Source organism: Vibrio breoganii (genome assembly GCF_024346795.1).
GTDB classification, from domain to species: domain Bacteria; phylum Pseudomonadota; class Gammaproteobacteria; order Enterobacterales; family Vibrionaceae; genus Vibrio; species Vibrio breoganii.
Genome location: NZ_AP024864.1, coordinates 1,865,335 through 1,879,252, shown reverse-complemented (window position 1 = coordinate 1,879,252; position 13,918 = coordinate 1,865,335). Strand labels below are relative to the sequence as shown.

Below are 13,918 nucleotides of genomic sequence, written 5' to 3'. Positions count from 1 at the left end.
AGTTAATTAGAACACTTGCTGTTAAAAAACTGCAATGTGAATTGAGCTGAAAACCTATTGAAAATAACGCTCTGTTTGAAGCAGTTTCTAGATAGTCTCAACGGTCTTAAGGGAAGAAACAATGAATCGAATTGCGAAACTGGGTAGCGCTTTGCTTATGAGCTCTATTCTTATGGGATGTACATCAGGCAGTAGTGCTCCCGCAGAAAACCAGAATGCCAATCAAGATACTATGGCGGCATCTGGCAAGCTAAATACGACGGATGTGCCTTTGTATGGCGCAGAGGTTTACAGTAAGGATAAGGTGAAATTTGGTAAGTTTGTTGTTCGAATGAAGATGGTATCGAACCCTGGTGTTGTTTCATCGTTCTTTACTTATGACAATGAGTCTTGGCAGGGCGGAATACCTTGGCGTGAGATTGATATTGAAGTGATTGGTAAAAACCCAAATCAATTCCAAACCAATCTAATTACCGGTGACTCAGGGAATAGAATCCACTCTGAAAATATTCATGAGCTTGCGAACATGGATGAGTTTCATGAATTTACCGTGATCTGGACGCCAGATAAAATCAGTTGGTTGGTCGATGGTAAAGAGGTCTACACTGAGCGCGCTGAAGATTCTCAGCAAGTCATTGATATGCGCTCTTCTCCACAAAGCTATCGTATGAACCTATGGATTTCAGAGGCGGCTGAATGGGTTGGCAAGTTTAATAAAGAAGATTTGCCTCTTTACCAATACGTTGACTGGATTGAATACCATAGCTATGAAAATGGCGAGTTTGAGCTAGATTGGCGTGATGACTTTACCTCTTTTGACAGCGAGCGCTGGGGGAAGGGCGATTGGGGCTTTGATTCCAATCTAGTGACCTTCGCACCAGAGAACGTGATCATCAAAGATGACATGCTAATTCTTGGCTTAACGGCAGGTAGCAAGGGCATCAAATAACGTCTAATCACAACCGTTTTTTAGGTTATTTTGAACACCGCTTTGCCCCGTTGGCTTAGCGGTTTTTTTGTCTTCAATTCATCACTTTGAAAGTACTGTCTCTAACGATGAGTTCGGCGGGTGGGACTAAAGGCTTATCAGCATTGTGGCTCATAATGTCGCAAATATGGCTTAGCGCTATCTTGCCGATTTCATACAATGGCTGGCGCACAGTGGTTAGGGCTGGAGTGAATATTTCTGAGGTATAGAGGTCGTCAAAACCGATAACGGAGACTTGCTGTGGGACGGTAATATCCTGCTCTCTTAGGGCTTGAATCACACCATAAGCGCTTAAGTCATTGGCCGCAAAAACAGCGCTGAACGCAATATCATCTTTGATGAGCTGAAGAACGGCATTGTAAGCGGTTTCGGAATAGTAACCACCATCGACAATGAGCCTCGAATCGACCTCTAATCCTGCCTCTATTAAGCTTTGCTTGTAGCCTTCTAGTCGATCTTTGGCGTCCGGCCCTTCGTTTAAGCGGCCATGAGCATGAACAATCTTAGTGTGTCCTAGCTGTATTAAATGGTTGGTGGCTATTCTTCCTGCAATCACATTGTCGATCTTGAGTATCGGCAGAGATCCCTTATCTGAGCCTGCAACTATGAGTATCGGAAGCGTTCCTACCAATCGTTTGATTTCATCTTCGCTCAGTAAACTGACCACCAGTACAAGGGCGTCCACGCCTAAGTCCAGCATCTGTTTTATGATCTTCTGCTCTCGCACCATACTAAAGCGTGAGCTTTCAACTCGCATGCTATAGGCACTGCTTTGGGCGCAGTGATTGATGCCGTTTAAGATGCTAGCAAAGTAGGAGTTATCGAACGTTGGTACTACTATGCCAATCTTCATACTGCGAGCCTTGTTGCCATGATGTTTTGTGGTCTTGGCGCTAAAGCTCAGCGCCGATATTGCTTGCTCTATCGCTTGGACCTTCTCTTTGGCTATGTATCCCGTTTGATTGTTAAATCGAGAAACTGTGCTTACAGAAACGCCAGCAAGGCGAGCGACATCATAGACGGTAGGCTTTTTCATACAGGTAGATTAGCTATTGAGCATTATTGAAGGGTGACGCAATAATGTATCTTATTGTGGGATAAAAAGGTTTTGATTTTGCTACTTTTTGCCTGTTTGTGTCTAAGAACGCAGATAAAAAAGCACCAGCGGAGTTCCACTGGTGCTTAGTCTGCTTAGCGCTCTATTTATGCAGGGTCAAGCTCCTTACATACTCGCTTTTGAACAAGTGGTGGGGCAGGTTCGTAGTGACTCAAGCTCATGGTAAAGGTACCTTCTCCGCCAGTCATTGCCTTGAGTCTTCTCGAATAGTCTTGAAGCTCATTAAGAGGTGCTTTGGCCATGATCAAAGTATGTCCGATGCTGATACTTTCACTGCCTTCTACAAGCCCTCTGTTCCCCGCAAGATCACCGGTGACATCCCCAACGCTATTGATAGGCAGCTCTAAAGTGAGGTCTACAATAGGCTCTAGGACAATAGGGTTTGCGTCTTGAACGGCTTGAAGAAAGGCTTTTTTACCTGCGATAACAAAGGCGATTTCTTTGGAGTCTACAGAGTGGTGTTTACCATCAAACACAGTCACTTCGATGTCTCGTATTGGATTGCCAGAAATGGTGCCTTCTTCCAAGCCTTGGCGCACGCCTTTTTCAACCGCGGGGATCAGTGACGTAGGGATTGCACCACCCACTACTTTATTGACGAATCTAAAGCCTTCACCACTGGCAAGGGGTTTGACTTTCAGCTTCACCTCACCAAATTGTCCAGCACCGCCACTTTGTTTTTTGTGGCGATAGAGCGCCTCGGCTTCTCGGGTAATGGTTTCAAAGTATTCAACGCTCGGTTGGGAGGTGTCTACTTCTAGCTTGTAAACCTTGGCCATTTTCTCTAGAGCGACTTTGAGATGAAATTCCCCCTGACCGGAGAGTAAGGTTTCGTTGCTGCGGTGACGGTGCTCAATCTTTAAGGTAGGGTCTTCACAGGCAATACGTTGTAGCACCTCTCCCAGTTTTTGTTCATCCCCGCGCTTTTTAGGTTTTAGGCACTGTGAGTACATAGGGCTTGGGAAATCTAAGGTTTTTAGGGTCATGCCATCTTCATCATGAGAGTCGTGAACAATTGAATCAAAGTTGAGTTCATTGACCTTAGCGATTACGCAGATATCTCCAGCTCTGGCATGGTCTATCTCATTGCGGGTTTTGCCTTGCAGTTGATAAAGATGCCCAATCTTAAAGGCTTTATTACTCTCATCCACAAAGAGTTGACTGCCTGTATGCAGGTCTCCTTGGAACACTCGAAGGTAGGCCATTTTTCCCATATAAGGGTCGACACTGACCTTAAACACGTGTGCAACGGTATGCTCCAGCGTCTCGCAGTTCACCGGGGTAAGTTTGCCGTCTTTCTCTAGCAATGGAGGGTTGCCTTCATTAGGCATTGGCATGAGCTCACTGAGTGTTTTCAGCAGTAACTCTAGTCCAGCGCCAGTCTCTGATGAGACAAAACAGATAGGGACAATGTGTCGTAGGCGCAGCGCTTCTTCAAATGGGTCGTGCAGCTGTGTTGCTGTGAGCGATGAGCCTTGTTCTAGGTAGATTTCCATTAGGTCTTCATCAAGCTCGACGACTTGATCGATCAAGGCCTCGTGCGCAGTATCAACCGCTTGGATAGAGGTCGCAAGTGTGTAATCAGGCTCAAAGTAGCAATCGACTACATCAGTGCTATCTTCACTTGGTAAATTTAGCGGTAGGCAGTGACTACCAAAGGTGGTTTGAATCTGCGCAAGGAGTTCGGGCAACTGCTCTGGGTGCGTGTCTATCTTGTTGATGATAATCATCTGGCAGTTGTTTCGCTGTTTGGCGAAATCAAACAATCTGCGAGCGCTTTGATTGATTGGAGTATTGGGGTCGATAACAAGCGCCGCTGTTTCAACGGCAGGAAATACGCTTAGGCTTCGACCTAGTAATTCGTTTTGCCCTGGAGTGTCGATAACGTTGAGGCGGTGTTTTTTGTAGCTTAAGGTGACGGGGGTGGCTTCGATGCTGTGCTGATAATGAATGGATTGCTCATCAAAATCGGTGACAGTATCACCTCTGTCAACACTGCCAAGGGAGTTGGTTTCATAACAATGAAACAGCATCTTTTCTATTAATGTGGTTTTACCTACACCGGCTTGACCGGTAAATACAATGTTGCGAATGTGATTGATAGGCATAGTGGCCTCCTTGCAAGACTCTTTCTAGGTATCCTCAATCAAAGGCATTGAGAATTAACTTGGGCAATAGAAGGTTGGGGCGGGAATTCCCGCCTTGTCGTCTTCCAAGTCATCTTGCGAGATAGGAGCCGCATAGGCTGTACTCAATGGAAATTGAACACTGTTATAGCATGACGAATTTCATTGGCTCTTGGTGTGATCAGCCTAGTTATTGGGCAGTTTGAAAGTTAATCTAAATCAAAATTTGCTCAGATAGTTTAAAAGTCGACAAGTTTTGAGTGAAGGTTGTGAGTCTGAAGGCTGTTTGAGAGTGAGGTGTGAGAGTAAATAGTAGGAAAATGGTCGCGTTTTAAAGTAGACTGATCTACCGTGTTTACGTCAATTAAGCAGATCTAAAGAACTCTATGCAAGACCCTCGCGAAAGCTCTAAAACCGAAGCCATCATTGAACACGCTACTGCCAAGTGTAAGCAAAATGGTGGACAGCTGACAGAAAAACGAAAGAAGATCCTGTTGTGTCTGACTGGAACTCAAAAAGCACTATCGGCTTATGAAGTCGCTGATCTGTATAAAGAACAGTATGGTCAGAGCATGTCACCGATGTCGGTTTATCGCATATTAGATTTTCTGCAAGAGCAAGGCTTGATTCATCGACTGCAAATTGCCAATAAATACATCTCATGCATGCACATCACCTGCGCTCATAGCCATGAAACGGCACAATTTTTGATTTGTTCTAATTGCTTTAAGGTCAAAGAGGTCAGTATCGATCCTGCACTGATCAGTGAGCTAAGGCAAAACGTCGCTGATGCTGGTTTTGTATTTGCTAGCCAGCAACTAGAGGTGAATTGCCTTTGTGAGGATTGCAAAAACCTATAGAATTAACGGGTTATTTACCCATCTGAGGTAGCCAATCTAAGATAGCTCGTTTGAAGCTTGGGCGCTCCATTATGGCTTCTTTCCACTGTTCCAGGTGCTGATAATTCTCAAATGGAAATTTGGCTGCTTTGAGTATGATAAGCTGCGGCACCCAAGCAATATCCGCAAGAGAGTACTCTTCTCCGGCTAACCATTTGTGGTCTTTTAAGCGCTCATCCATCTTTTTAAAGCAGTCATCGATAACCTGCGTCGCATTCACAACATCTTGTTCTGAAAAACCTTCATTAGAATTAAATCGTTCATGAAACTCTAGTAGAGCCTTATCAAAGGTTTGGTTCTTGCGATAATCATCCATTACCTCTTGTGAGCGTTTCATCCTGTCGCTGGAACCAAAATTTGAGTACATGTAAGTCTTGATGGATAAGTGGTTGTCTCGGGCTAGATACATCCACTCGTACATCTGGCTTTCGTCCTGTTTGGACTGTGGGCGAAGAGAACCTGATGCGTAATGCTGATCGATGTAGTCGATAATATCCGCCGAATCAATGATAACTACGCCGTCGTCCACTAGAGTGGGAACCACAGCATTGGGGTTGATGCCAATGTATTCCTTGGTTAGCTGTTCGCCTTTTTGCAAGTTAATAGGGTGGCTTTCCCACGCAAGGCCCTTTTCCTCTAGCGCTAGTCTCACTCGCATTGCACAGTTAGAAAATCCTGTGTGGTAGAGATGCAATCCTTTGAAACTTTCTACCGATTTATTGGTTGGTTTGATAATACCCATATTGTTACCTCTTCATCGATTAGTGCTAGTGAAGGAAATCTGGTTAACTCACTAGTTGACAAATACAACCTTAATGGCATTGGTAGATTTTGTCAACCACTTTGTGTCTGTCGTTTTATTAGCTCGATCTAAAGAGATTCAGCAAGGCGCTATCGACCGATAAGCCAGTTAGATAAAACATTGTAACTTAATAATTGAAACGTCGGTTTGATATGCATTGAAGGATTGGTGTTTGAACTGTACAATGAGGACGCTGAATCACTCTTAGTGAGGCTGTTTTCAACTGACTTTTTTCAATGTGATTTGCTTACGTTGAAATGATACAACGTAGAAGAGATAACATGGATCCAAATATAATCATTGCATCAATATTGATATTTATTGGTGCTTTTATTCAAACAACGACTGGATTTGGAATGGCTATTGTTGTTTCTCCAGTACTAATACTGATAGCGCCTGATTTTATTCCTGGGCCTATGATTATTGTTGGGTTATTTCTTTCTTCAATTAATGCTATTAAATATAGAGACCATATTTCTCTTGTTAGATTAAAGAGTGCGTTTGTCGGGCTTTTACCTGGAATAATATCAGGGGGTTTGCTTCTTTATTTTATCGATGTGACTAAGTTTTCATTGTTTATCGGTATTGTTGTATTGCTGGCGGTTATCGTTAGTTTACTGCCTATGAAGATTGATGAAACACCAAGACGCCTTGTATCGGCAGGATTTCTATCAGGTTTTCTAGGTATGAGCTCTGGGATAGGTGGTCCTCCTTTAGCGCTACTTTGGCAGCATCAAGCCGCGATGCTAGTGAGAGCAAACTTAGCCGCCTTCTTTGTTATAAGCTCAATTATTTCGTTGATCATTCAAATACCAATTGGATATATGAGTATGAAACACTTGTATTTATCATTGCCATTATTGCCGGCCAGTTATTTTGGTGGGCGTTTAGCAATTATATTTGTGGAGAGAATTCCGCAACATATGGTAAGGGCACTTTCATTGGGTCTTTGTAGTATAGCTGCTTTAGGAACTATATATTCTAGTATTATAAGAATGTGATTAAATTAATATTAAAAGCGAATCTATTTCGTTGCGGTGTAACTAGTATTAGGGGATAAAAATGAACAAAAACGCTTGGGTAACCACTGCATGGGCCGATATTTTTAAGAAAATCAAATCGACTAGTCAGGAAATGACCATTGATTTTCCCTCAATGACAGAGAATGGTGTTTACCAAAATACTCACAAGCCATGGGCTTGGGTAGTAGGTTTCTGGCCTGGTTTGCTTTGGCTATTGTATGAGAAAGAGTCTTATAAACCCTTTATGGATATGGCCATTGATAGAGAAAACACTATGGATGGGCCTTTGGATGAGTATGTGGATATTCATCACGATGTAGGCTTTATGTGGCAACTGACGTCAATGAAACACTATGAACTGCTGGGCAATGATCTCTCCAGAACACGAGCGTTGCGAGCTGCGAGTCATTTAGCCAGTCGATTCAATATCAATGGTCGATTCCTTACCGCTTGGAACAAGAATGATGTTAACTCGGCAGACCCAAGGGGTCTTAGTATCATCGATAGCACGATGAATCTGCCAATACTTTATTGGGCCGCAGAGCAGCTTGATGCACCGCGATTTAAATTGATTGCAATGGCGCATGCAGACACTGTTTTGAAGGAGTTTATTCGTGAAGATGGGTCTGTTCGACACATGGTTGAATTTGACTTTCTTTCCGGGGAAGTGAAAAAGCATCATGGCGGGCAAGGCTACAACCAAGATTCTGCATGGAGCAGAGGAGCATCTTGGGCAATTCATGGTTGTGCGCTTAGCTATCAATACACCAAAGAACCTCGGTATCTCGATGCCGCAATGAAAACAGCGGATTTTTTTATTAGCCAATTACCTGAAGATCATATCCCTCATTGGGACTTCAGAGCCCCTAGAGACGAAAATACGGCAAGAGATACATCAGCAGCGGCTTGCGCGGCTAGCGGGATGATCCTTATTTCAGATCTCGTCGAGGATACTGAGCTGAAAGAGCGCTACTTATCAACTGCGACAAATATTCTAAAAAGCTTGAGCGATAACTACAGCACTTACGATGACCCTAGCCAACAAGGGCTACTGATTGCTGGTGCATTTAACTGCCCACAAGGTTTAGGTATTAATTGTTCTCTAATTTATGGTGATTACTACTTTGTAGAGGGGATGTCTAAATTGGTAGACAGGCTTCAGGGGTAAGTGGTTTCGCTGTTTACTATTAACGCATAAAGCGTACCGAGTAATAGATGTCGGTCTAATCGTTTAAGATCCTGATTATGACCGACGTTTTAGGACTGTCCGTTTTTAGTCTCTATTCTTTTAAGCATGAATTATTCGCAGTGAATACTGTCTTTAACACCTTGTGGAACGGCTAGATCTTCACATTTGGAGATAGTGCGCGCTTTTTCTTTTTGCTGTCCATTAGTCTCAATGTACTGGTCGACATCACCGGTTGCTTCTAGTTGCACTAGAGCTTGGTTGTGCGTGACGGCGTTGATACTGGCTTGCTGCTCAGAAGTCATGTGTGCTTCGGCTCTGATTTCGTCAGTAGATTCTGCAGCATTGTTGGGGTTTGCCACTGCTGCACCTGCCATCAATGCAGAAGTGATGATGCTCAGTTGGATCGTTTTGATGATGTGTTTGTAGTTCATGGATATTCTCCTAATCAAATTTCAATGACACCGTAAACGGCTGCGGTGTTTTGCTGTTGATAGAAGATTACATCGGATTTTGTCGATCTTTTAATCGCACTTGTAGGGTGCTGTCCTACAAAAAAACGGCCACAAGGGCCGTTTTGTATAAGGTTACCGTTACTTCCAAGTTTGCTGGTAAACGCGAGTTAGGTTGCCACCAAACAGTTTACGTAGGTCTTCATCGGTGTAACCCATTTTCCAAAGCTCATCGACAGTAGCTGCTAGGTGTTTAGACAGCTCAGCACAGCCAGTCGCGCCTTGGTCGAAGGCATAAATCATATAGCCATTATCGGTATATTTTTCCGCATGTTTCTTGGCAAACGCGACCACTTTCTCTGTTTTCATCATGTCATCGGTAGCGATACCGACATGGTCAACACCCACTACTTGCACCGCGCCATCAATCATTTCAGCATATTGCTTCGGTGTAATGTCTTCTGGCCAAACACCATCCATCATCCATTCAGTACCCGTGACTGAGATTACGCCACCCATGTCGGCGACTGTTTTTGCTTGCTCATCTGAGATCAAGCGATAACAAGGGGCAAGGCGGTAGTCAGCATCGCCTTTCTTTAGGCCTTTGCTTGCCATGCGCTCTTGCGTTTCAGGCACGGTTTCATGAGGCTCACAACCGTAGGTAGAGGCCAGTGGTGAATGCGAGTAGATTGCTGGGACACCCTTATGGTTCTTCTTCATATAATCGGTAATGTCTTTGGTGGTCTGGTTCGACGTATGCGAAAGGTCAACGGTAATACCGTGTTTCACCATCTCGTCGATGACCTTCTTACCAAAATCGGTTAGACCAGATTCGTCACCACCCATACTAGAGATCACGCCAACACCGGTTTGCTCTTTGCCGTTATAAACAAGCTGCATGGTTTTGATGCCCATATCAGCCATGGTTTTAACCTTACTTACATCGCCTTCCAGCATCATTGTGGTTTGAGAGTTCCACATTATTGCGTACTCACCATTTTTGTGTGCCAGTGCGAAATCTTCAGGCGTCTTCACAATGCGTATCTTGGTATCAGCGGATTTGATGGCATGGTTCCACTTTTGATACTCAGACTGAAATGCTATCCACGTTGGTGTATGTGGTGCCCCTAGAGTGACTGAAGCACCAGTAATGCCACGTTGATGGGCAAGGTCAATGTATTGCGCTACCTCTGAGTCTTTGTCCCAACCAGTTTGATAAGGTGATGCATAGAAATCGATAGCGACATTGTCCACAACAAACTGCTGCGCTTTAGGGGTTGCCTGGTCGTGCCAATCTTTGGTTTCAATGGATGCAAATGCTGAAGTAGACGCAAAGATTATTGATGCAAGAAGTAACTTTTTCATATCTAAATTCACCTGTTCGTTTAGGCTATATCGTCGTGTTGATGTAGTTACTATAACGGCTGAGAAATCTTCAAATACCCATATTGCGCCAATTGTTTCAGAATGATGATAGGGGTAATAAAGAGAGAAAAGTAACTGTAACGTATTGATTTATAGTTAGTAGCTTAGACTAAATCTCAACGAGTGAAGGAAAGTATGCGGTTTAAGTGCGATGAAATAATTGAGTATAAAAACGTACGATAGTTAAGGCGACCATGACGTACACCAGCATGTTCACCGGTGTCGTGATCTCATAGACGGGTATAGGCTTTGTGGCTGCCATTGTGATCATCAATAGTAGGTTGCCTCCGAGGACTCGATAGACGAGCCATTGCGGGTTGCCAAAGGTGCGGTAAATAACAAATACGTTAATAAAGTAAAAGGTCAGCAATTGCCACACCTCGGTCATAGCGGGCATTAACAGTACATATTGAATAAGAAAGCCAACGCCAAACACCATGTAGCCAATCATCCAATGCTTTATCATTTGCTGCGGCATGTTACTCAAGACGGCGGCACACACTGCGCTGTTAATAATAAACATGGTGCCGGAAGGAATAGGTAGGTAGAGCCAAAACAAGATAGCGGAAGTGAAGCTAGCGCTACCAACCAAAGTATTCCTTGCTCGCTCGCGCCACCTATATTGAACTCTGCGTAAGGCTTGATAGTTATCTTTGTGATTGTCCTGATAGAAATGAGTGACTGTTGTCGGTAATGGTAGGCTCTCGCAACCGTCTTTTGAGACAGACTGTTGGATAAGGGCTATTGCGGAATTAAGGATCTTGAATTCATATGGGCTCAAGCCGAGTGAATAGGCTTGATCAAGCAGTCGCTTGGCAACCCAAATCGCTTTGGCTTGATGATCGTGAATGAGCTGCTTTCGTGTTGGTGTCCTGTCGTTCAATTCAGGAAGGCTCAAAAGATCAGCTAGTGCCTTCTGCGCTGAATTTTCAACGCTGTTCAGGTGCTTTTCATTGAGATGATAGCGGTCGGAGGTAGTGCCACACACCATCGACTGATGCAAAGGCAAAGCCGCATCTAAAACCAAGCGCACTTCCGACTGAAAGCGTTTTTCTTCATTTTCAGGCCAAATCAGATTGAAGACCACGGAATAGATGAATAGCCCCAAGAAGGTTTCTTGAAGCCTGAGAATAGCCACATCTAGGGTGATGTCGCCTTCGAGCCCACCGGAGATCGCGAGCAAAATACATACGATAAACCCAGTAGTAAAGGCATAGCCATAAACCGGGTCGGAGCCCATGTAGATGCATAGCGCAAGCAGCAATACGGTGGCAGCCAAAAACCATGTTGGGTCTTGGGCAAAGTTTGCAATCAACATGATGCCAATCAATGCACCAAACAGGGTGCCGATCAGTCGTTTACGTGCCTTTTTTCTTCCTGCTGTTAGGGTGTCAGATATTGCCAGTACATTGACGGTCATCGCTGACCAATAAGGCCGCTCAAGGTTAAAATATAATGCAGAGGCGATGGCTAGACAGAAGGCGAATGCGACCTTTAGCGCAGTTTTGGTTTGGTCTGTCAGTTGAGGTGCAAAGGGCGACATAAAGGTGTGAGGCTGTGGCTACGAGATCCACATATTTTATCGCGGATTGATATAGTCAAAAACTCACACTTGATGGAGTGAACTCATCAAAAAGGTGGGTTTGAAACAACTGCCAGTTAAGCTGACAGTTGTTGTTTCTGCTGATAATTCAGAAGTTAACCTTGAATGGTAAATGTTGCTGATAACGGAGCGTTTGAGTCGTTACCGATGAATACGTCTATCTCACCTGCATCATTGGTAAAGCACTCTTCAGCGCCATAGTATGCCAATGATTCGGGTGTAAGCGTTAACGCCACCTGTATTGACTCTGCAGGCTTAAGGGTTACTTTCTTGAATGCCTTGAGCTCTTTTACTGGGCGGGTAGTGGAAGCCACTTTTCGTCGAATGTAACACTGAACGGTTTCACGTGCGATAACGCTACCAAGGTTAGTCACGGTTACCAAAACCTGCTGGTCTTCATTAGGCGAAACCATTGCGTGGGAGAGTGTGACATCGCTAAATTCAAATTGGCTGTAGCTTAACCCAAAGCCAAATGGATACAGTGGGGTTTCTAAGCTGTCTTTGTAGGGGCGATATTCAGGGAAGCCACGCATTTTACCTATAGGTTTGCGAGCGTAATACATAGGTATTTGCCCTGTGCTACGAGGGACTGTCATTGGCAATTTACCACTTGGAGATACCTCACCAAACAACAACCTTGCCACCGCGGTGCCTGTTTCTGTTCCCGACTGCCATGTTTGTAGCAGTGCATCGGCGTATCGCTCTGTCATCGGTGACGGAATAGGGCGTCCGGTACATTGAACGACAATTAAAGGCTTACCTGTTTCGCCTATCGCTTCTATGAGCTCTTCTTGACCAGGCGGTAGTGTCAGTTCAGCGATATTACGTGCTTCACCATTACGGCGTTGGCTTTCGCCGACACATAATACGACCACATCAGCGCTGTTAGCACACTCAACCATTTCATCACTAAAGATGGCGTGCTCAGTTAGAACCTCAACGTTTTTTACTAGGTTAGAAATGCCTTCTGCAATAGAGGTGACGTCGCCTGTTTTACCGTCGAGACACCAAGAACCAAGGTGTTGACGCTTGGAATGTGCATGAGGGCCGATCACTGCAACCTTGTAGGCTTTATCGCGTAAAGGTAATACTTGGTTGTCGTTCTTAAGCATGACAATGCTTTGCTCTGCTAGATCGAGGGCTTGAGCGACATGATCGGGGTGGCGAAGTATTGTTTTATGCCTTTCTGGATCAACGTATGGGTTCTCAAATAGGCCAACCTTAAATTTCGCCTCTAACACTCGGCTGGTGGCAAGGTCGATGGCTTCCATTAATTTGGGGTCGTTCTCAACCAGCTGTGCTAAATGGTCTTCGTAAGCTTCATTGGTCATGGCCATGTCGATGCCAGCCAATAGTGCCTTTTTGGCCGCGCCTGCGCCATCTTTAGTGACACCAAAATATTCAAGATCAGCAATGGATCCCCAATCACTGACAATCATACCGTCAAACCCATTGTCTTCCCTGAGCCAGCCGTTTATCAGCTTTGAAGCGGATGAAGTTGGAGTGCCTCCAAGGTCATTGAATGCTGTCATTAAGGTAGCGACACCGGCTTCTACTGCTGATGCGAAAGCAGGTAGGTAGACGTTATGTAAGGTATTGTCTGTGATTTCCGTTGTGTCGTAATCACGACCTCCTTCTGCAGCACCATAACCCACAAAGTGTTTAGCGCAAGCAAGGATAGAGTCAGGGTCACTCAGGCTGTCACCTTGGAAACCTTTTACAACAGATTTAGCGAATTGCGAGCCGAGATACGGGTCTTCACCGCTACTTTCAATAACGCGCCCCCAACGAGGGTCGCGGACTATATCTAGCATAGGGGCGAAGGTCCAATTGATACCCAGTGACGCCGCCTCTTTAGAGATACTGCGATACGCTTCTTGTACTAGTTCAGGGTTCCATGAGGCTGCTTGTGCTAAGGGGATAGGAAGCACCGTTGCTTGACCATAGATAACGTCTCTGGCAAAGATGATAGGGATGCCCAATCGACTGCCTTCTACTGCGGCCTTTTGAATTTCGTTTAGCTGCGCTGGTTCTACCGTGTCAACGGGGTTGTTTCCTGCCCAAGCAGTCTCAGCTAAGATCTTCGAACCCCATTGTCCCTGTTTAACCTTAGCTAGATAATGCTGTTTATTGTTTTCGTAGTCATGCATTGGACATTGGCATAACTGACCAATTTTCTCGGCTAAAGTCATGCGACCTAGCAAGTCATGTACGCGCTCTTTAACGGGTAATTTAGCGTCTAAATAAGCATTCATTACAGCTCCTAAAATGGGATATATACCCTTGGGATTTTGGCAA

General features: G+C 44.6%; 11 protein-coding genes. 4 read left to right on the top strand and 7 right to left on the bottom strand.

Going from position 1 to position 13,918, the window contains the following annotated elements:
* The first annotated feature begins 121 nt into the window (after positions 1–121).
* Positions 122–949, top strand: coding sequence for a family 16 glycosylhydrolase (locus OCU35_RS08760; RefSeq protein WP_261825196.1), 828 nt, complete (start codon positions 122–124; stop codon positions 947–949).
* Between the two features lie 73 nt (positions 950–1,022).
* On the opposite strand, the gene OCU35_RS08755 is transcribed toward OCU35_RS08760, so the two are convergent.
* Complete coding sequence (locus tag OCU35_RS08755) at positions 1,023–2,024, bottom strand: substrate-binding domain-containing protein (protein WP_261825195.1); 1,002 nt, start codon at positions 2,022–2,024, stop codon at positions 1,023–1,025.
* Positions 2,025–2,191: 167 nt separating this feature from the next.
* Positions 2,192–4,213 carry an elongation factor G gene (gene fusA, locus OCU35_RS08750; protein WP_261825194.1) on the bottom strand — a complete coding sequence of 674 codons (2,022 nt, stop codon included), beginning with the start codon at positions 4,211–4,213 and terminating at the stop codon, positions 2,192–2,194.
* 404 nt (positions 4,214–4,617) lie between these two features.
* Between fusA and OCU35_RS08745 the strand changes: the two genes are divergently transcribed.
* Positions 4,618–5,091, top strand: coding sequence for a Fur family transcriptional regulator (locus OCU35_RS08745; RefSeq protein ID WP_017029632.1), 474 nt, complete (start codon positions 4,618–4,620; stop codon positions 5,089–5,091).
* 10 nt (positions 5,092–5,101) lie between these two features.
* Here OCU35_RS08745 and OCU35_RS08740 read toward each other — a convergent pair whose 3' ends face one another.
* Positions 5,102–5,872 (bottom strand): glutathione S-transferase family protein, encoded by a 771-nt coding sequence (locus OCU35_RS08740; RefSeq protein ID WP_102382226.1) that lies wholly within the window; start codon positions 5,870–5,872, stop codon positions 5,102–5,104.
* Positions 5,873–6,213: 341 nt separating this feature from the next.
* Here OCU35_RS08740 and OCU35_RS08735 point away from each other — a divergent pair, with 341 nt between their 5' ends.
* Both OCU35_RS08735 and OCU35_RS08730 read left to right on the top strand, forming a co-directional pair.
* Positions 6,214–6,933 carry a sulfite exporter TauE/SafE family protein gene (locus tag OCU35_RS08735; RefSeq protein ID WP_261825193.1) on the top strand — a complete coding sequence of 240 codons (720 nt, stop codon included), beginning with the start codon at positions 6,214–6,216 and terminating at the stop codon, positions 6,931–6,933.
* 61 nt (positions 6,934–6,994) lie between these two features.
* Positions 6,995–8,122 carry a glycoside hydrolase family 88 protein gene (locus OCU35_RS08730; protein WP_261825192.1) on the top strand — a complete coding sequence of 376 codons (1,128 nt, stop codon included), beginning with the start codon at positions 6,995–6,997 and terminating at the stop codon, positions 8,120–8,122.
* 131 nt (positions 8,123–8,253) lie between these two features.
* On the opposite strand, the gene OCU35_RS08725 is transcribed toward OCU35_RS08730, so the two are convergent.
* From OCU35_RS08725 to OCU35_RS08710, 4 genes are all read right to left on the bottom strand, one after another.
* Positions 8,254–8,574: a hypothetical protein gene (locus OCU35_RS08725; RefSeq protein WP_017029636.1), complete on the bottom strand. Its 321-nt coding sequence runs from the start codon at positions 8,572–8,574 to the stop codon at positions 8,254–8,256.
* A gap of 159 nt (positions 8,575–8,733) precedes the next feature.
* The gene (locus OCU35_RS08720; RefSeq protein WP_102366751.1) at positions 8,734–9,957 is read right to left on the bottom strand and encodes a dipeptidase; all 1,224 of its coding nucleotides are present in this window, start codon (positions 9,955–9,957) and stop codon (positions 8,734–8,736) included.
* Positions 9,958–10,159: 202 nt separating this feature from the next.
* Complete coding sequence (locus OCU35_RS08715) at positions 10,160–11,560, bottom strand: FUSC family protein (protein ID WP_261825191.1); 1,401 nt, start codon at positions 11,558–11,560, stop codon at positions 10,160–10,162.
* A gap of 155 nt (positions 11,561–11,715) precedes the next feature.
* Positions 11,716–13,875: a glycoside hydrolase family 3 N-terminal domain-containing protein gene (locus tag OCU35_RS08710; protein ID WP_261825190.1), complete on the bottom strand. Its 2,160-nt coding sequence runs from the start codon at positions 13,873–13,875 to the stop codon at positions 11,716–11,718.
* Between the last annotated feature and the right edge of the window lie 43 nt (positions 13,876–13,918).